Below are 17,310 nucleotides of genomic sequence, written 5' to 3'. Positions count from 1 at the left end.
CTCAGCTCTTCATCGGACGTTTGAAGAGCAGCAGCAACACGCCTGCCAGCACGACGGCCACCGCGTACCACTCGAAGCGCGTGACGGTCTCGCTGGCGATCCACACGCCCAGCAGCATCGCGATCACCGGATTCACGAAGGTGTAGCTCGCCGCCAGCGCGGCCGGCGCCTTCGCGAGCAGCACCATGTAGGCGTTGAAGGCGATCAGCGAGCCGAACACCACCAGGTACAGCCAAGCCCAGACGGCCTCGGGCGCCGGAGGCCACGCGAGGCTCTCGCGCGAGACGGCCGCCAGCACCAGCAGCACCACGCCGCCGCAGATCATTTCGCTCGCGAAGCCCATCGCGCCGGGCGCGAGCGGCAGGCTGCGCTGGCTCAGCACGCTGCCCATCGACCAGCAGATGCAGGCAATCGAAATCGCCACCAGCCCCGCGGGCGAAGACTGGAAGCCGCTCCCCTGCGTCAGCATCAGCACGCCGACGAGCCCGAGCGCGATGCCCGCCGCCTCCATGCGTGTCGGCTTGATGCCCCAGATCAGGTTCAGCAACGCGATCAGCAGCGGCACCACCGCGATGAACGCCACCACGAGACCCGAGCCGATCGTCACCTCGGCATGCGCCGTGCCGCCCATGCCACCGCCGAGCATCAACGCGCCGACGACCAGCGCATTGCGCCACTGCACCTTCGAAGGCCACGCGGCACCGCGCCAGCGCATCCACGCGGCGAGCACCAGGCCCGCGAACAGGAAGCGCGAGCCCATCTGCAGGAACGGCGGAAAGCTGATCAGCGCGTACTTGATCGCAAGATACGTCGAGCCCCAGACCACCCAGGTGGCGGCCAGGCAAAGCCATAGCAAAGGCGGCAGCGCGCCGCGTGCCGAGCCGGGCGCGGCCTGGGCGGGAGAAGCAAGGGTCGGCATATCGAGGTCTCTTGTTTTATTGGTATTGAAGCGCAGCCCATGGTATGAAAGCCGCCTTCGGCGAACCATGGACATTCCACGGTTCTGCCGCTCCCCTACCGTCGATTTAAAGGAGTTCCATGGACTTCACTTTGAACCCCGCGCTGGACGCGCACGACACCCGCATCCTCGCCGAACTGCAGGGCGATGCGCGCCTCACCATGGCCGAACTCGGCCGCCGCGTGCACCTGAGCCAGCCGGCCGTGACCGAGCGCGTGAAGAAGCTGGAGGCCGCGGGCGTCATCAGCGGCTACCGCGCCACCGTCAACCTGGGGAAGCTGGGCTACGGCATCCGCGCGATCATCCGCGTCGGCCGCGCCGACTACGACCTCGTCGTGAAGCTGGTGCAGGACACGCCCGAGTGCGTCAACGCCTACAACGTGACCGGCGAGGACAGCTGGATCCTGGAGATCGCGGTGATCGACGTGAGCCACCTCGATGCGGTGGTCACCAAGTTCTGCATCCTCACCGAGACGGCGACATCGATCATCCTGAACCCGGCGCGCGAGCACCAGCCGATGCTGCCGCCTCGGCGCTCCGACGTGAAGCCGCCGATCAGGAAAGTGCTCAATGCGTAGTCGAAGCGGAGGCGAGCGCGTTGAAGGCCGTCACCACCTCGGGCGGCGCCTGGACCATTTCGATCAGAACGCCCTCTCCCGCGATCGGGAATTCGTCGTTCGCCTTCGGATGCAGGAAGCAGATGTCGAAACCCGCCGCGCCCTTGCGGATGCCGCCGGGCGCAAAGCGCACGCCCTGCGCCGTGAGCCATTCGACGGCCTTGGGCAGGTCGTCGATCCACAGCCCCACATGGTTGAGCGGTGTGGCGTGCACCGCGGGCTTCTTCTCCGGGTCCAGCGGCTGCATCAGGTCGACCTCGACCTTGAAGGGCCCGCTCCCCATCGAGCAGATGTCCTCGTCGACGTTCTCGCGTTCACTCTTGAAGGTGCCGGTGACTTCGAGCCCCAGCATGTCGACCCAGAGCTTCTGCAGGCGCAGCTTGTCGGGGCCGCCGATGGCGATCTGCTGGATGCCCAGCACCTTGAAGGGGCGTGGCGTGGCTGTCATGCGCAAGCCCCGGCTTCTTCTGTCGCGGTGGTGCGGCGCGACTGCAGCCCCAGCTTGCGCAGCAGCTGCACGTCGGCCTCCACATCGGGGTTGCCCGTGACCAGCAGCTTGTCGCCGTAGAAGATCGAATTCGCACCGGCCATGAAGCACAGCGCCTGCACCGCATCGCCCATCTGCTGGCGCCCGGCCGACAGCCGCACGCGCGCCGTCGGCATCGTGATGCGCGAGACCGCAATGATGCGCACGAAGTCGAACGGATCGACCGGCTCCGAATCGGCCAGCGGCGTGCCCGGCACCCGCACCAGGCTGTTGATGGGCACCGACTCCGGGTACGGATTCAGGTTGGCCAGTTGCGCAATCAGCCCCGCGCGATGCACCGGCTGCTCGCCCATGCCCACGATACCGCCGCAGCACACGCTGATGCCGGCGCTGCGCACGTTGGCCAGCGTGTCGAGCCGGTCCTGGTAGCTGCGCGTGTCGACGATATCGGTGTAGTACTCGGGGGCGGTGTCCAGGTTGTGGTTGTAGTAGTCCAGGCCCGCGGCCTTCAGCTGGTGCGCGTGGTGCGGCTCCAGCATGCCGAGCGTGGCGCAGGTCTGCATGCCGAGGCCCTTCACGGCCTCGATCAATACGGCCACCTTCTCCACGTCGCGGTCCTTCGGTGCGCGCCAGGCGGCGCCCATGCAGAAGCGCGTGGCGCCGGCCTCCTTGGCGGCCTGCGCGGCGCGCAGCACCTCGTCGACCTCCATGAGCTTTTGCGCCTTCACGCCGGTGTCGAACTCGGCCGATTGCGGGCAGTAGCCGCAGTTCTCGGGGCAGCCGCCGGTCTTGACCGAGAGCAGCGTCGCGAGCTCGATGTCGCCTTCGGGGAAGTGCTGGCGGTGCACCGTCTGCGCTTCGAACAGCAGGTCCATCAGCGGCTTGTCGAGCAGCGACTGGATCGCTTCCACGGACCACAGGCCCTGCGGCGTCACCGGCTTTGCGGGCCGGTGCAGCGTGATCGTCTGTTGCAGGTCGTTGGCACCCATCAGTTGAACTCCAGAATGATTTGATCGACGGCGAGCGATTCGCCCTTGCCTGCCGAGATTTTTCCGACCACGCCGTCCTGCGTGGCGAAGAGCACGTTTTCCATCTTCATCGCCTCGATGACGGCCAGCTTCTCGCCGGCCCGCACCTGCTGGCCCGGCTCCACCGACACCTCGACCAGGAGCCCAGGCATCGGCGACATCAGGAACTTGCTCAGGTCAGGCGGCGCCTTGTAGGGCATCAGTTCGAGCAGGCGCGCGCCCAGCGGCGACAGCACCATCGTCTCGATCTGCGTGCCGTCGTGCGACACGCGCAGCGCCAGCGGGTTCTTGCCCGCCCCGCGCTCGACCTGCGCGGTGAAGGGCTTGTCGTTGACCATGCCCTGCACGCGGATCGCGCCAAGCGCAAAGCTGCTGTCGATCTTGTAGTTCCTGTCGCCCACCGCGATCGCGCTCGCGCCGGTCTTGCCGTGGAAGTCGGTGACCGAGACCGGGTGGTGCACATGCTTGCCCTCCGCCCCCAGCTCCACCACGACGAACTGCTCGCCCACCTTCACGCCGTGGCCTTCCAGCTGCCCGCTGATGCCCGAGGCGCGCGCGCGATAGCGGCGGTGCACATAGGCCGCGAGCGCCACGAGGAACGACGGATCGGTGTGCGGCACGTCCTCCGCATGGAAGCCCTTGCCGTAGTGCTCGGCGATGAAGCCGGTGTTGAAATCGCCCGCCACGAACTTCGGATGCGCGAGCAGCGCCGCCTGGAACGGGATGTTGCTGCTGATGCCGCGAATCACGAAACCGTTGAGCGCCTCGCGCATGCGGGCAATCGCATGCTGGCGGTCCTTGCCGTGCACGATCAGCTTGGCGATCATCGAGTCGTAGTACATCGGGATCTCGCCGCCGTCGTACACGCCGGTGTCCACGCGCACGCCGTTCAGGTGCTCGGAGTCGCTCGCGAACATGGTCTCGGCGGGCGGCTGGAACTTCACCAGGCGGCCGGTCGAAGGCAGGAAGTTGCGGAACGGGTCTTCGGCGTTGATGCGGCACTCGATGGCCCAGCCGTCGCGCTTGACCTCTTCTTGCGTGAGCGGCAGCGGCTCGCCGGCCGCGACGCGGATCATCAGCTCGACAAGGTCGAGCCCCGTGATGCATTCGGTGACCGGGTGCTCCACCTGCAGCCGCGTGTTCATCTCCAGGAAGTAGAAGCTCTGGTCCTTGCCGACCACGAACTCCACCGTGCCCGCGCTCTGGTAGTTCACGGCCTTGGCCAGCTGCACGGCCTGCGCGCCCATGGCCTTGCGCGTCTCGTCGCTGATGAAGGGCGAAGGCGCCTCTTCGATCACCTTCTGGTGCCGGCGCTGAATGGAGCATTCGCGCTCGTTCAGGTAGATGACGTTGCCGTGCGAATCGCCCAGCACCTGGATCTCGATGTGGCGCGGCTCCTCGACGAACTTCTCGATGAACACGCGGTCGTCGCCGAAGCTGTTGCGCGCCTCGTTGCGGCACGAGGTGAAGCCCTCGAAGGCCTCCTTGTCGTTGAAGGCCACGCGCAGGCCCTTGCCGCCGCCGCCGGCCGAGGCCTTGATCATCACGGGGTAGCCGATGTCCTTGGCAATCTCGACGGCGCGCTCGGCCGTCTCGATGGCGTCGTTCCAGCCCGGAATGGTGTTGACCTTGGCTTCGTTCGCGAGCTTCTTGGAGGCGATCTTGTCGCCCATCGCCGCGATCGAATAGTGCTTGGGGCCGATGAAGGCAATGCCCTCTTCCTCGACCTTGCGGGCGAAGGCTTCGTTCTCCGAGAGGAAGCCGTAGCCCGGGTGTATGGCCTCGGCGCCGGTCTGCTTGGCGGCAGCGATGATGCGGTCGGCCAGCAGGTAGCTCTCGCGGCTGGGCGCGGCGCCGATGTGCACGGCCTCGTCGGCCAGCTCGACATGGCGCGCTTCCTTGTCGGCGTCGGAGTAGACGGCGACCGTGAGGATGCCCATCTTCTTGGCCGTTTGAATCACGCGGCAGGCGATTTCGCCGCGGTTGGCGATCAGGATCTTTTTGAACATGTTGTCGTCCTGCGTCTTCAGAGGGGGATGTTCCCGTGCTTGCGCCACGGGTTCTCGAGCTTCTTCTCGCGCAGCATCACCAGCGAACGGCAGATGCGCTTGCGCGTCTCGTGCGGCAGGATCACGTCGTCGATGTAGCCGCGGGCGCTCGCAACATAGGGGTTGGCAAAACGCGCCTTGTATTCGGCCTCGCGTGCGGCCAGCTTCTCGGGGTCGTTCTTGTCTTCACGGAAGATGATTTCCACCGCGCCCTTCGCGCCCATCACCGCGATCTCTGCACGCGGCCACGCAAGGTTGACGTCGCCGCGCAGATGCTTGGAAGCCATCACGTCGTACGCACCGCCGTAGGCCTTGCGCGTGATGACGGTGATCTTGGGCACCGTGCACTCCGCATACGCGTAGAGCAGCTTGGCGCCGTGCTTGATGATGCCGCCGTACTCCTGCCCCGTGCCGGGCATGAAGCCGGGCACGTCGACGAAGGTGACGACCGGAATGTTGAAGGCATCGCAAAAGCGCACGAAGCGCGCCGCCTTGATGCTGCTCTTGATGTCCAGGCACCCCGCCAGCACCAGCGGCTGGTTCGCCACGATGCCGATGGTCTGCCCTTCCATGCGCGCGAAGCCGATCACGATGTTCTTCGCGTAGTCGGGCTGCAGCTCGAAGAAGTCGCCGTCGTCCACCACCTTGAGGATCAGTTCCTTGATGTCGTAGGGCTTGTTCGGGTTGTCGGGCACCAGCGTGTCCAGCGAGTAGTCGGGCCGGTCGGCCGGGTCGCCCTGGCCGTTGTTGCCCAGGCGCACCGGCGGCTTCTCGCGGTTGTTGAGCGGCAGGTAGTTGTACAGGCGGCGCAGCATCATCAGCGCCTCGACGTCGTTCTCGAACGCCATGTCGGCCACGCCGCTTCGGGTGGTGTGGGTGATGGCGCCGCCCAGCTCTTCAGCCGTCACGGTCTCGTGCGTCACCGTCTTCACCACCTCGGGGCCGGTGACGAACATGTAGCTGGAATCCTTCACCATGAAGATGAAGTCGGTCATGGCCGGCGAATACACCGCGCCGCCCGCGCAGGGGCCCATGATCATGCTGATCTGCGGCACCACGCCCGAGGCCATCACGTTGCGCTGGAACACGTCGGCGTAGCCGCCGAGAGACGCCACGCCCTCCTGGATGCGCGCGCCGCCCGAGTCGTTCAGGCCGATGACCGGTGCGCCGACCTTCATGGCCTGGTCCATCACCTTGCAGATCTTCTCGGCATGCGCCTCGCTGAGCGCGCCGCCGAAGACGGTGAAGTCCTGGCTGTAGACGAACACCAGGCGGCCGTTGATCATGCCGTAGCCGGTGACCACGCCGTCGCCCGGGATCTTCTGCTCGGCCATGCCGAAGTCGACCGAGCGGTGCTCCACGAACATGTCCCACTCTTCGAAGGTGTTGTCGTCGAGCAGGAGCTCGATGCGCTCGCGCGCCGTGAGCTTGCCCTTGGCGTGCTGCGCATCGATGCGCTTGTGCCCGCCGCCAAGCCGCGCCTTGGCGCGGCGCTGTTCGAGTTGTTCAATCAGTTCTTGCATGGTGTGCTTCCGAAGCTGTGGTCCTGAAATTCGTGTGGTGATGTCATGGCCTGGCGGTGATGGCCGCCGCCGCGAGCAATTGGCGCGCCGCGGTCGATGCGGGCAGCGCACCCGCCGCCACCTGCCCGGTGAGTTGCGGCAGCAGTTCACGCACCTGCGGGTGGTGCCTGAAGGCCTGCTTGAGACCGGCGTCGATGCGTTCCCACATCCACGCGGTGGCCTGTTTTTCGCGGCGCTTGGCGAGCTTGCCGTTGGCGGTCTGCAGTTGCCTGAATTGCGTGACGGCTTCCCAGAAAGCGTCGACGCCGGTGCCCGCGAGCGCGCTGAGCTGCAGCACCCTGGGCAGCCAGAAGCGGATCTCCGCGCCGCTGTGCGCGTCGTGCACCGCATGCGCGTGGTCCGGGTTGCCCTGGTGGCCGAAGAGGCGCAGCGCCGAGGTGATCTGGGCCTGCGCGCGCGTGGCGGCGTCCTTGTCGATGTCGGCCTTGTTGATGACGACCAGGTCGGCCAGCTCCATCACGCCCTTCTTGATCGCCTGCAGGTCGTCGCCCGCGTTGGGCAGCTGCATCAGCACGAACATGTCGGTCATGGCGGCCACGGCCGTTTCGCTCTGGCCTACGCCCACGGTCTCGACGATGACGATGTCGTAGCCGGCGGCTTCGCACACCAGCATCGCCTCGCGCGTCTTCTCGGCCACGCCGCCCAGCGTGCCGCTCGACGGGCTGGGCCGGATGTAGGCGCGCTCGTGCACCGAGAGCCGCTCCATGCGCGTCTTGTCGCCGAGGATGGAGCCGCCCGAGACAGTGGACGATGGGTCGATGGTGAGCACCGCCACGCGATGCCCCTTGTCGATCAGCAGCAGGCCCAGCGTTTCGATGAAGGTCGATTTGCCGACACCCGGCACGCCCGAGATGCCGAGGCGAAAGGAACTGCCGGTGCGCGGCAGCAGCGCGGTGAGCAGTTCGTCGGCTTGCGTGCGATGGTCGGCGCGGGTCGATTCGAGCAGCGTGATCGCTTTGGCGATGGCCCGGCGTTGCGCCATGCCGTCCGAATCGGCAATCGCGCGTTCCAGCGCCTCGGCCGACTTCAGCACGCGGCCTCCGCGGTGACGCGCCAGCGGTAGTGCAGGTCGACGCCCTCTTCGCCTTCGAGCACGAAGCCGTGCCGCAGGTAGAAGCGATTGGCATCGCTCTGCACGAGCGCGGTGAGCTTGATGTCCAGCTGTTTCTCGCGCGCCTCGGCCTTGGCCCAGCGCATCACCCATTCGCCGATGCCGCGGCCCTGGAAGCCGGTGCGCAGGTACAGGTGATCCAGGCGCAGCGCGTCCGTGCCCTCGGGCTTGAGCGTGACGAAGCCCACGCGCTGGTCGCCGTCGAGCACGATGTGGTGCATGTACGGCACGACGAAACCGGCGCTCAACCGTTCGCGCGAACGCGCAAGGTCGAAGCGCCCGACACGCTCCAGGCTCGGACGCATCGCATCGATGCGCACGGCCAGCATGTCCTCGAAATCGCTGGAGTCCACCGGCTGCAGCGACAGCCGCGACAAGAGATCGCCCACGTCGCTGCTTCTCAGGCCGAGACCGCCGCGCGGATCTGCTCGAGCACATCCTTGGCGCTCGCCGGAATGGGCGTGCCCGGTCCGTAGATGCCCTTGACGCCGGCCTCGTAGAGAAAGTCGTAGTCCTGCCGCGGAATCACGCCGCCGACGAACACGATGATGTCGTCCGCGCCCTGCTTCCTCAACTCGTCGATGATGGCCGGCACGAGTGTCTTGTGGCCCGCTGCGAGGGTGCTCACGCCCACGGCATGCACGTCGTTTTCAATCGCCTGTCGCGCGCACTCTTCGGGCGTCTGGAACAGCGGCCCCATGTCCACGTCGAAGCCCAGGTCCGCGAACGCGGTCGCGACGACCTTGGCGCCACGGTCGTGCCCGTCCTGGCCGAGCTTGGAGATCATCACGCGCGGACGGCGGCCCTGCGCTTCGGCGAAGGCGTTGATTTCGGTCTTGAGGGCTTCCCAGCCCTCGGCGGAGTCATAGGCAGCTGCGTACACACCGGTCACCTTTTGCGTGTCGGCCCGATGGCGGCCGAAGATTTTTTCGAGCGCATCGCTGATCTCGCCCACCGTGGCGCGCAGGCGCACCGCGTCGATGCTCAGCGCAAGCAGGTTGCCCGTGCCGTTCTCGGCCGCTTCGGTGAGCGCATCGAGCGCGGCCTGTACCTTGGCCGTATCGCGCGAGGCGCGAATCTGCTGCAGCCGCGCCACCTGCTGGTCGCGCACCATCACGTTGTCGATGGAGAGGCTGTCGATCGCGTCTTCGTTTTTCAGCTTGTACTTGTTGACGCCGACGATCACGTCCTTGCCCGAGTCGATGCGCGCCTGCTTCTCGGCGGCGGCCGCTTCGATCTTGAGCTTGGCCCAGCCGCTGTCGACCGCCTTGGTCATGCCGCCCATGGCCTCCACCTCTTCGATGATGGTCCAGGCCGCATCGGCCATGTCCTGCGTGAGCTTCTCCATCATGTAGCTGCCGGCCCAGGGGTCCACCACATTGGTGATGTGCGTCTCTTCCTGGATGATGAGCTGCGTGTTGCGCGCGATGCGCGAGCTGAATTCGGTGGGCAGCGCAATGGCTTCGTCCAGCGCGTTGGTGTGCAGGCTCTGCGTGCCGCCGAACACCGCGGCCATCGCCTCGATGGTGGTGCGCACGATGTTGTTGTACGGGTCCTGCTCGGTGAGCGACCAGCCCGAGGTCTGGCAGTGCGTGCGCAGCATCAGGCTCTTGGGGTTCTTGGGTTCGAACTCCTTCATGATGCGGCACCACAGGAGGCGCGCGGCGCGCATCTTGGCCACTTCGAGGTAGAAGTTCATGCCGATGGCCCAGAAGAAGCTCAGGCGTCCGGCAAAGCCGTCCACATCGAGCCCCTTGGCCAGCGCGGTCTTCACGTATTCCTTGCCGTCGGCCAGCGTGAAGGCCAGCTCCAGTGCCTGGTTCGCGCCGGCTTCCTGCATGTGATAGCCGCTGATCGAGATCGAGTTGAACTTGGGCATGTGCTCTGCCGTGTACTCGATGATGTCGCCGATGATCCGCATGCTCGGCGCGGGCGGAAAGATGTAGGTGTTGCGGACCATGAACTCCTTGAGGATGTCGTTCTGGATCGTTCCGCTCAACTGGTCCTTCGCCACGCCCTGCTCTTCGGCCGCGACCACGTAGCCCGCGAGCACCGGCAGCACGGCGCCATTCATCGTCATGGACACGCTCACCTTGTCCAGCGGGATCTGGTCGAACAGGATCTTCATGTCCTCCACCGAATCGATGGCCACGCCGGCCTTGCCGACGTCGCCGGTCACGCGCGGGTGGTCGCTGTCGTAGCCGCGGTGGGTGGCCAGGTCGAAGGCCACGCTCACGCCCTGCCCGCCGGCGGCCAATGCCTTGCGGTAGAAGGCGTTCGATTCTTCGGCGGTCGAGAAGCCCGCGTACTGGCGGATGGTCCAGGGGCGCACTGCGTACATGGTGGCCTGCGGGCCGCGCAGGTAAGGCTCGAAGCCGGGCAGCGTGTCGGTGTACTTCAGGCCCTGCAGGTCGGCCGCGGTGTAGAGCGGCTTGACGGTGATGCCGTCGGGCGTGATCCAGTTCAGCGCGTTCACGTCGCCGCCCGGGGCGGACTTGGCAGCGGACTTGGCCCAGGCACCGAGGTCGGCGGGCTTGAAGGTGGGTTCGGGTTTGCTGCTCATGGAAGGCGCCGCTTTGCAGTTGTCTTGCAGGGGATTACGGGGAATTTGCAATTTCGCCCGCAGGGATTTGCAGGCCGGCAGCGAGTCTAACCGATCCATAATTATTAATTCAAACCCGTTTTTTGAAGTACAGTCCTGCCCATGTCCGCTGTCACCCTCACCCCGCGCGCCCTCTACGAAGAGGTGGCCGAGCTGCTGCGCCAGCGGATCTTCCGCCGCGAGCTGGAGCCCGGCAGCTGGATCGACGAACTCAAGCTGGCCGAGGAATACGGTATCAGCCGCACCCCGCTGCGCGAGGCGCTCAAGGTGCTGGCCGCCGAAGGGCTGGTGACGATGAAGGTGCGGCGCGGCGCCTACGTGACCGAGGTGTCGGAGCAGGACCTGGCGGACGTCTATCACCTGCTCTCGCTGCTGGAGAGCGATGCGGCCGGCGTGGTGGCCGAGCGCGCCACCGAGGCCGAGCGCGCGGAACTCAAGCGCCTGCATACCGAGCTCGAAGCCGCCGCGGCCCCGGGCAAGGAAGACCGCGAGCACTTCTTCGCGCTCAACGAGCGCTTCCATATGCAGCTCCTGGCCATCGCCAACAACAAGTGGCGCGACCAGATGGTGGCCGACCTGCGCAAGGTGATGAAGCTCAACCGCCACAACTCGCTGCTCAAGGCGGGGCGCATTGCAGAGTCGCTGGCCGAGCACCGCTCGGTGATGGCGGCCATCGAGGCGCGCGACCCCGCGGCCGCCATGGCTCGGATGCGCGAGCACTTCAAGAACGGCCTGGAAGCCGCGAACTGAGTTCTCCCGCCAGGCGGGAGGTGGTCAGTACGGGTTGAAGGTGCCGGCTTCGGCGGCGATCCGCTGCGCCACGTCGAGCAAGCGGGGGGCGACCCGCTCTAGCATCGCTTCCTTGGGCAGCAGGTAGGCCGGGCCGCCGCAACTCACGCCGTAGCGTTCGCCGCGCGGGCCTTGCAGCGCAAAGCCGATGGCGTGGATGTGGGGATGCCACTCGCCGAAGGAACTGCAATAGCCGACGCGCCCGTATTCCTCGATGCCAGCCAGGAGGCGAGGCGCCATGGAGGGCCAGTTCTCGCCGGTCTCCAGGCGAATCTGCTCCAGCAGCGCGGCCTGCTCGGGCTCGGGCAGCGCCGCCAGGTAGGCCCGGCCGGCGGCCGAGGTGGCGATCGACAGGCGCGAGCCCACCTCGATGCGCGAACTGATGAGCGCAGAACGCGGACGCAGCGAATCGATGACGAGCAGGTCGAGCTCGTCGCGCACGCCCATGTGGATGCTGGCGCCCGCGAACTCCGACAGCTCCGTCAGATACGGACGCGCCACCGTTCGCAAATCGAAATGCCGCAGGTAGCGGCTGCTCATGTCGAGCAGGGCCGGCCCCAGGGTGAACCGCTCGCTGTCCCGCGACTGGCGCAGGTAGCCGGAGCCCACCAGCGTCGCCGTCAGCCGCGACACCGTGGCCTTGGGAATGCCCGTCGCGTCGGCCAGATCCCGATTGCCCATCGGTGCGGCTGCCATTCCGATCGCCTTGAGCAATGCCAAGCCGCGCGCCAACGCACTCACTTCTTCCTTGCTGCCCACAGCTTCACTCATACGAACCTCTTTTTTTGTTTCCCTGACCTCTTTATTCTTCAGCAAAAACACATTGCTAATCACAATTGTTGTTGAATTGTTTCGGAACCGTGTTTTATTAAATGGCGATGCATCCCCTGCTGCGGGAACAAAAGGGAGGCGAAATCGGGCCGTGGGCATGCAGGCGGGCACGAGATTGCCAGCCCTGAGGACTTGTCTGGATGGGGTATTCGGAAAAGACGGCCTCAACGGCCGTCGGCTCAGGCGGCCTGCGCGACAGGCTCGTGCGCCAGCGCCATCACTTCATGCGGCGGACGCGTCTTCAGGCGATGGTCGCTCCAGACCTGGCGCCAGCGGCGCGCGCCGGGCAGGCCATTGCGCAGGCCCAGCATGTGGCGCGCGATCGACGACCACTGCGTGCCGTGCTCGGCCGCCTCGCGAACCATGTAGTCGCACATCAGCGACTCCACCTCTTCGCGCGTGAGCGGCTGCGGCGCGGCGCCGAAGAACTCGGCGTCCCACTCGGCGAGCCACCAGGGGTTGTGGTACGCCTCGCGTCCCACCATCACGCCGTCGAGCAGCCGCAGATGCTCGTGCACCTGCTCGTTCACGGAGATGCCGCCGTTGATGGACAGCTTCAGCGCGGGAAAGTCGTGCTTCAACCGGTGCACCAGCGCGTAGCGCAGCGGCGGGATCTCGCGGTTCTGCTTCGGGCTCAGGCCCTGCAGCCATGCATTGCGCGCGTGCACGATGAAGGTGCCGCAGCCCGCTTCGCTCACCTGGCCGACGAAGTCGCGCACGAATTCGTAGCTCTCGATCTTGTCGATGCCGATGCGGTGCTTGACCGTGACCGGCACATCGACCACGTCGACCATCGCCTTCACGCAGTCGGCCACCAGTTGCGGCTCGTTCATGAGGCAGGCGCCGAACGCGCCGCGCTGCACGCGTTCGCTCGGGCAGCCGCAGTTCAGGTTGATCTCGTCGTAACCCCACTCTTCGCCCAGCTTCGCGCAGTGCGCGAGGTCGGCCGGCTCACTGCCGCCCAACTGCAGGGCCACGGGGTGCTCTTCGGCGTGGAAGCGAAGGTGGCGGGGAACGTCGCCATGCACCAGCGCGCCGGTCGTCACCATCTCGGTGTAGAGCAGCGCATGACGCGACATCAGGCGATGGAAGTACCGGCAGTGACGGTCGGTCCAGTCCATCATCGGAGCCACGGAAACGCGCATGGCCTCGGCAGGACCCGCTTCCTGAGGGAAATCAAGCACTGGCGCGGGGTTGCCGCTGTTCTCTTTCGGTGTCATTCGATATCGTTTGTCGCTATTTCTTTGGGCTTCATCGGTACATTCCTGCCGCAAATTTGGCTTGTACCAACGAGAGGCCCCCCTTGGGCGGCATCACCAAGCGCAAGCGCGCGGACCGAAGCGTAGCGCAGATGGCACGCATCCGAATTCAGAAGGACGGGCTGCCTGTCGGCAGCGATCAGAGTGGCTGACAAGGCGGAATGAGCGAAGAGGCTTGCAACGCCAGGCAGTTGCACTCGGCGCCCGTCTTCCGTCCGCCCAACGAATTCGAATCTCGACTCGCTCGATTTTCCACCCAGCCGGGGGCCTATCGACGCCCCCACCCGCCGATGGGCGTGACATCCGAAAGGAAAATCAGCCCGTCGCCTGGCGGTTGTTCCATCGCTCCATGTAGTCGCGGTGCAGTCTTTCGAGGAAGCGCGTGATCTCGCTTGTCGCCGCGTCCGCGTCGCGGTCGCGCAGGTGCTTGAGCAATCGGCGTCGGGACGATTGGGTCGACACCTTGTCGGTCGGGCCGATGCTGTCGACGAACTTGCCCATGACCTCCATCACGCCCTCCATCATGATCGCGATGACCGGATTGCGCGTGGCCGCGCCGAGCATCACGTGGAACTGACGGTGCAGCCGGGCGCTTTCCACGAAATCGCTCGCCTTGTAGGCATCGGCTGCAGCCGTGACGTTGAGTTCCAGCGCGTCGATCTCCTGCGCCGTGAGGCGCTCGCACGCGATGCGCACCACCATGCTTTCGAGCCAGATCCGGGCTTCGGTCAACTCGGCGGGAGAAATGGCACCGAGGTGGTACAGGTCGCGCATGCCGTTGACCACCACATCGGAATTGCCCGGGATCACGAATGCGCCGCCGCTGGCTCCCTTGCGCAACTGGATCATCCCGGAGAGCTCCAGCGCCCGCAGCGCTTCGCGCAGCGTGTTGCGGCTGACGTTGAGCTTGACTGCAAGATCGCGCTCGGCCGGCAGGCGGTCGCCCGGCTTGAGCTTGCCGCGCGCGACCAGTTCGCGGATCTGCGCGGCAATGTCCTCGAAGGCGCGCTGCGGCGCGATCGGCGCAAAACCGAAGGAGGAAGGCACCGCCTCCTTCATGCGGGCACCCTGCGATTCGATGCGGGCGTTGCTGCCGGGCCGAACCCTCCCCGCTCCCGCGGTCTCGTCTTGAAATCCGATTGTCTTGCTCTCATTCTGGCTCCAGCATGCCGGGGTACGGCATCAAAACCAGTGTAGCGCAGGGCATCAAACGGTTAGACCAATGAAAATCAAATGAATCGACCCGTTTGCGCCCGCACGAGCCGGCCCCGCCTCAATCGAAAAAACCGCCGAAACCGGTCTGCGGCTCGTAGCGCTCATGGCGCACGAAAAGACGCAGCGGTCCCGGCATCGCGCGCCGGCGTACCGGATGCGCTTCGTCGCCGGGATAGCACATCACCCGCGTCTGACCATCGCCCAGGATGCACGGCTGGATCAGCGGCGGCCGACGCGCCAGGGCGGCCTGGAGCACCGCATCGACGCTTCCGTATCTCGCCAGTTCGGCGAGCGTCATGATCTGCGGCGGCACCAGCGTCATGCGGCCCGCCCAATAGGCTTGCAGCGCTGCGCGGGGTTCCACCCAGACGGACTCGGTGGTTTCATGGCCGTCGTGGCAGGCCACGTGATCCGCGGGCACGCGCGCCACGAAGAACCGCGTATCGAAGCGCCTGTTCGACGAGCGCTCCGGCGTTATCCATCGCGACCACGGCACCATGCGCCCGGTCATCAGGCGAAGGCGCATTTGCGACAGCACCTCGTTGAAGCTGCTGCCCGCGCGCAGCAGCAAAGCCGCCGCGCCGCGGGCTTCGGCGCCGACGCCGTGGGCCAGCAGCACGCCGCACTCCTCCATGGTCTCGCGCAGCGCGGCCACATAGAGGCCGCCGGCCGTCGCGGCGTCGATGTCGGGTTCGTCGAGCCGTTCATGCAGCAGGGCCGCAGTCGCATCGAAGTGCGCCGATGCATCGAGGCGCCCGTCGTTCGCATCGACCTTGCCGCCCGGAAAGACGAAAGCGCCGCCCAGCGTTCGCGATGCGCCATGACGCTTGAGCATGAGCACCTCGATCCCGGGCGCGGCATCGCGCAGCAGGATCAACGTGGAGGCCGCACTCGGAAGGCGTGCAGTCCAGTCCGTTTCCAGGTTCATCCGAGATTCTGCGCGAACCAGTCGGTAACGAGTTCGGCCGCGCGCGGCAGGCCTTCGTCGTAGAAGAGCCAATGGTTGCCGACCTCGAAGGCCTCCAGGCGCTTGGGCGCTGTCACGCGCTCGAAGAACATCGTGGTCTGCTCGTAGGGCACGAGCGAATCGTCCCTGGCGCCGAGCATCAGCACGGGGATCGCCAGAGCGGAGGCATGTGCGATCGGCTCGTGGTTCAGCACGTGAAAGGCGGTCTCGATGGCCATCGGCGTGTGTTCCGCATAGCGCGTCATGGCGCGCGGGTCGGGCACCATGATCTCCAGGCGCTCGCCGATCTCGATCTCGCCTGTCGCGGCCTTGTGCGCGATGGCCGCGACGGCGCGCTGCCTGAGCATCTCGAACTCGTACCAGCGGCAGATGCTGCGCAGCCAATGGCTGCCCGAGGTCACCGGCACCGTCATCACCAACGCCCTGGGCCGCGTGCTCTGCGCGGCCGCCACGGCCGCGATGCCGCCGCCGAAGCTGGTGCCGTAGATGCCGATGCGCGCCGGGTCGATGCCCGGAACCTGCGTGGCCAGGTATTCGAGCGCGGTCACCGTGTCCTCGATCTGGTCCTGCGGCAACAGGAGCGCGCGTTGCCCCTCGCTCGCACCGAAGCCGCGGTAGTCGAAGCTCAGCATGGTGTAGCCGGCTTGCGCGAGCCTGGTGCACAGGCCGACCGGCACGCCCTCCTTCACGCCGCCGAAGCCGTGGCAGAACACCGCGCCCGCGTGCAGGTCGTTGTGCGCATCGGGCAGGTAGAGGCGGCCTGCGAGCCGCAGACCCGGGCCTGAGAAGAAGTGAAAGTCCCGGGTCTTCATCGCACCTCGGTCAAGAAGGAATTCAGGAGAAGCCGGCCACCGCGTGCGGCACGTACGGCGCCTCCAGCGCAGCGATCTCGTCGGCCGTGAGCTTGAGCGACAGCGCAGCGACCGCGTCGTCGAGGTGCGAGGCCTTCGACGCGCCGATGATCGGCGCCGTCACGGGCGACTTCTGCGCAACCCAGGCCAGCGCCACCTGCGCCCGCGGCACACCGCGCGCGGCGGCCACCGAGGCCACCGCATCCACCACGCGGCGGTCGGCGTCGCCCAGGCTCTTGTGCAGCAACTGGCCGAACTTGTCGGTCTGCGTGCGGAAGGTGGTCTCGTCGAAATCGCGCGTGAGCCGGCCGCGCGCGAGCGGGCTCCACGGGATGACGCCGATGCCCTCTTCGGCGCACAGCCGCATCATCTCGCGCTCTTCCTCGCGGTACAGCAGGTTGTAGTGGTTCTGCATCGAGGCGAAGCGCGTCCAGCCGTTCATGTCGGCCACGTGCAGCGCCTTGGCGAACTGGTAGGCGTACATCGACGAGGCGCCGATGTAGCGCGCCTTGCCGGCCTTCACCACGTCGTGCAGCGCCTCCATCGTCTCCTCGATGGGCGTCGTGTAGTCGAAGCGGTGGATCTGGTAGAGATCGACGTAGTCGGTGCCCAGGCGCCGCAGGCTGTGGTCGATCTCCGTCATCACGGCCTTGCGCGAGAGGCCCTGCGCGTTCGGGTCCTTGCGCATTGCGCTGTTGAGCTTGGTGGCGATCACCACTTCCTCGCGCCGCGCGAAGTCGCGGATCGCACGGCCGAGGAACTCCTCGCTGGTGCCGTCCGAATAGATGTTGGCGGTGTCGAAGAAGTTGATGCCGGACTCGATCGCCTGGCGGATGAGCGGGCGGCTCGCCTCTTCGGGCAGCGTCCACTCGTGCGTGCCGCGCTGCGGCTCGCCGTAGGTCATGCAGCCCAGGCACAGCCTGGACACCTTCAGGCCGGTCCGGCCGAGTCGCACGTAGTCCAT

General features: G+C 66.4%; 16 protein-coding genes. 2 read left to right on the top strand and 14 right to left on the bottom strand.

All coding sequences use genetic code 11. The features are described from left to right. Nucleotide 1 precedes the first annotated feature (1 nt). A complete protein-coding gene (yedA, locus tag BM133_RS04010) occupies nt 2-919 on the bottom strand; it encodes a drug/metabolite exporter YedA (protein WP_093431814.1) in 918 nt (305 codons plus the stop codon). Between the two features lie 119 nt (nt 920-1,038). On the opposite strand from yedA, the gene BM133_RS04005 reads away from it, so the two are divergent. After that, nucleotides 1,039-1,536, top strand: a complete 498-nt coding sequence (locus BM133_RS04005; protein WP_042577193.1) for an Lrp/AsnC family transcriptional regulator — start codon at nt 1,039-1,041, stop codon at nt 1,534-1,536. On the opposite strand, the gene BM133_RS04000 is transcribed toward BM133_RS04005, so the two are convergent. From BM133_RS04000 to scpA, 7 genes are read right to left on the bottom strand one after another with little or no spacing between them, the layout of a single operon-like run. Next, nucleotides 1,526-2,023, bottom strand: coding sequence for a VOC family protein (locus BM133_RS04000; RefSeq protein WP_093431812.1), 498 nt, complete (start codon nt 2,021-2,023; stop codon nt 1,526-1,528). The two genes, BM133_RS04005 and BM133_RS04000, sit on opposite strands and share 11 nt — an antisense overlap. Next, nucleotides 2,020-3,051 carry a biotin synthase BioB gene (gene bioB, locus BM133_RS03995; protein ID WP_093431811.1) on the bottom strand — a complete coding sequence of 344 codons (1,032 nt, stop codon included), beginning with the start codon at nt 3,049-3,051 and terminating at the stop codon, nt 2,020-2,022. Before bioB ends, BM133_RS04000 begins: the two co-directional genes overlap by 4 nt. Beyond that, on the bottom strand, nt 3,051-5,099 hold the full coding sequence (gene accC, locus BM133_RS03990; protein WP_093431809.1) for an acetyl-CoA carboxylase biotin carboxylase subunit: 2,049 nt from the start codon (nt 5,097-5,099) through the stop codon (nt 3,051-3,053). Before accC ends, bioB begins: the two co-directional genes overlap by 1 nt. Nucleotides 5,100-5,116: 17 nt before the next feature. After that, the gene (locus BM133_RS03985) at nt 5,117-6,661 is read right to left on the bottom strand and encodes an acyl-CoA carboxylase subunit beta (protein ID WP_093431808.1); all 1,545 of its coding nucleotides are present in this window, start codon (nt 6,659-6,661) and stop codon (nt 5,117-5,119) included. A 43-nt stretch (nt 6,662-6,704) separates the two neighbouring features. Further along, nucleotides 6,705-7,754, bottom strand: a complete 1,050-nt coding sequence (gene meaB / locus BM133_RS03980; RefSeq protein WP_093431806.1) for a methylmalonyl Co-A mutase-associated GTPase MeaB — start codon at nt 7,752-7,754, stop codon at nt 6,705-6,707. Then, complete coding sequence (locus BM133_RS03975) at nt 7,748-8,221, bottom strand: GNAT family N-acetyltransferase (protein WP_093431805.1); 474 nt, start codon at nt 8,219-8,221, stop codon at nt 7,748-7,750. Before BM133_RS03975 ends, meaB begins: the two co-directional genes overlap by 7 nt. A gap of 11 nt (nt 8,222-8,232) precedes the next feature. Beyond that, on the bottom strand, nt 8,233-10,395 hold the full coding sequence (gene scpA / locus BM133_RS03970; protein WP_093431803.1) for a methylmalonyl-CoA mutase: 2,163 nt from the start codon (nt 10,393-10,395) through the stop codon (nt 8,233-8,235). 141 nt (nt 10,396-10,536) lie between these two features. Between scpA and BM133_RS03965 the strand changes: the two genes are divergently transcribed. After that, a complete protein-coding gene (locus tag BM133_RS03965) occupies nt 10,537-11,184 on the top strand; it encodes a GntR family transcriptional regulator (protein WP_093431802.1) in 648 nt (215 codons plus the stop codon). Between the two features lie 24 nt (nt 11,185-11,208). Here the strand turns inward: BM133_RS03965 and BM133_RS03960 are convergent, their stop codons facing one another. From BM133_RS03960 to BM133_RS03935, 6 genes are all read right to left on the bottom strand, one after another. After that, complete coding sequence (locus tag BM133_RS03960) at nt 11,209-11,994, bottom strand: IclR family transcriptional regulator (protein ID WP_093431800.1); 786 nt, start codon at nt 11,992-11,994, stop codon at nt 11,209-11,211. Nucleotides 11,995-12,233: 239 nt separating this feature from the next. Beyond that, nucleotides 12,234-13,199 carry a tRNA dihydrouridine(20/20a) synthase DusA gene (gene dusA / locus BM133_RS03955; RefSeq protein ID WP_093431799.1) on the bottom strand — a complete coding sequence of 322 codons (966 nt, stop codon included), beginning with the start codon at nt 13,197-13,199 and terminating at the stop codon, nt 12,234-12,236. A gap of 429 nt (nt 13,200-13,628) precedes the next feature. Beyond that, the gene (locus BM133_RS03950; RefSeq protein ID WP_256219046.1) at nt 13,629-14,360 is read right to left on the bottom strand and encodes a FadR/GntR family transcriptional regulator; all 732 of its coding nucleotides are present in this window, start codon (nt 14,358-14,360) and stop codon (nt 13,629-13,631) included. Between the two features lie 226 nt (nt 14,361-14,586). Next, nucleotides 14,587-15,456 (bottom strand): NUDIX hydrolase, encoded by an 870-nt coding sequence (locus BM133_RS03945; protein WP_093431796.1) that lies wholly within the window; start codon nt 15,454-15,456, stop codon nt 14,587-14,589. After that, complete coding sequence (locus BM133_RS03940; RefSeq protein ID WP_093431794.1) at nt 15,453-16,307, bottom strand: alpha/beta hydrolase; 855 nt, start codon at nt 16,305-16,307, stop codon at nt 15,453-15,455. The genes BM133_RS03945 and BM133_RS03940 overlap by 4 nt, the downstream gene beginning before the upstream one ends. Before the next feature lie 22 nt (nt 16,308-16,329). Beyond that, nucleotides 16,330-17,310, bottom strand: a complete 981-nt coding sequence (locus tag BM133_RS03935) for an aldo/keto reductase (RefSeq protein ID WP_093435025.1) — start codon at nt 17,308-17,310, stop codon at nt 16,330-16,332.

Origin of the sequence: Variovorax sp. 770b2 (assembly GCF_900115685.1) — a bacterium.
Lineage (GTDB): Bacteria > Pseudomonadota > Gammaproteobacteria > Burkholderiales > Burkholderiaceae_C > Variovorax.
This window is presented reverse-complemented; position numbering and strand designations above follow the sequence as displayed.

What these genes read in the sequence shown, in the direction of transcription:
- yedA (WP_093431814.1), bottom strand. Translation starts at nt 919, where the DNA reads ATGCCGACCCTTGCTTCTCCCGCCCAGGCCGCGCCCGGCTCGGCACGC.
- BM133_RS04005 (WP_042577193.1), top strand. Translation starts at nt 1,039, where the DNA reads ATGGACTTCACTTTGAACCCCGCGCTGGACGCGCACGACACCCGCATC.
- BM133_RS04000 (WP_093431812.1), bottom strand. Translation starts at nt 2,023, where the DNA reads ATGACAGCCACGCCACGCCCCTTCAAGGTGCTGGGCATCCAGCAGATC.
- bioB (WP_093431811.1), bottom strand. Translation starts at nt 3,051, where the DNA reads ATGGGTGCCAACGACCTGCAACAGACGATCACGCTGCACCGGCCCGCA.
- accC (WP_093431809.1), bottom strand. Translation starts at nt 5,099, where the DNA reads ATGTTCAAAAAGATCCTGATCGCCAACCGCGGCGAAATCGCCTGCCGC.
- BM133_RS03985 (WP_093431808.1), bottom strand. Translation starts at nt 6,661, where the DNA reads ATGCAAGAACTGATTGAACAACTCGAACAGCGCCGCGCCAAGGCGCGG.
- scpA (WP_093431803.1), bottom strand. Translation starts at nt 10,395, where the DNA reads ATGAGCAGCAAACCCGAACCCACCTTCAAGCCCGCCGACCTCGGTGCC.
- BM133_RS03965 (WP_093431802.1), top strand. Translation starts at nt 10,537, where the DNA reads ATGTCCGCTGTCACCCTCACCCCGCGCGCCCTCTACGAAGAGGTGGCC.
- BM133_RS03960 (WP_093431800.1), bottom strand. Translation starts at nt 11,994, where the DNA reads ATGAGTGAAGCTGTGGGCAGCAAGGAAGAAGTGAGTGCGTTGGCGCGC.
- dusA (WP_093431799.1), bottom strand. Translation starts at nt 13,199, where the DNA reads ATGCGCGTTTCCGTGGCTCCGATGATGGACTGGACCGACCGTCACTGC.
- BM133_RS03945 (WP_093431796.1), bottom strand. Translation starts at nt 15,456, where the DNA reads ATGAACCTGGAAACGGACTGGACTGCACGCCTTCCGAGTGCGGCCTCC.
- BM133_RS03940 (WP_093431794.1), bottom strand. Translation starts at nt 16,307, where the DNA reads ATGAAGACCCGGGACTTTCACTTCTTCTCAGGCCCGGGTCTGCGGCTC.
- BM133_RS03935 (WP_093435025.1), bottom strand. Translation starts at nt 17,310, where the DNA reads ATGGACTACGTGCGACTCGGCCGGACCGGCCTGAAGGTGTCCAGGCTG.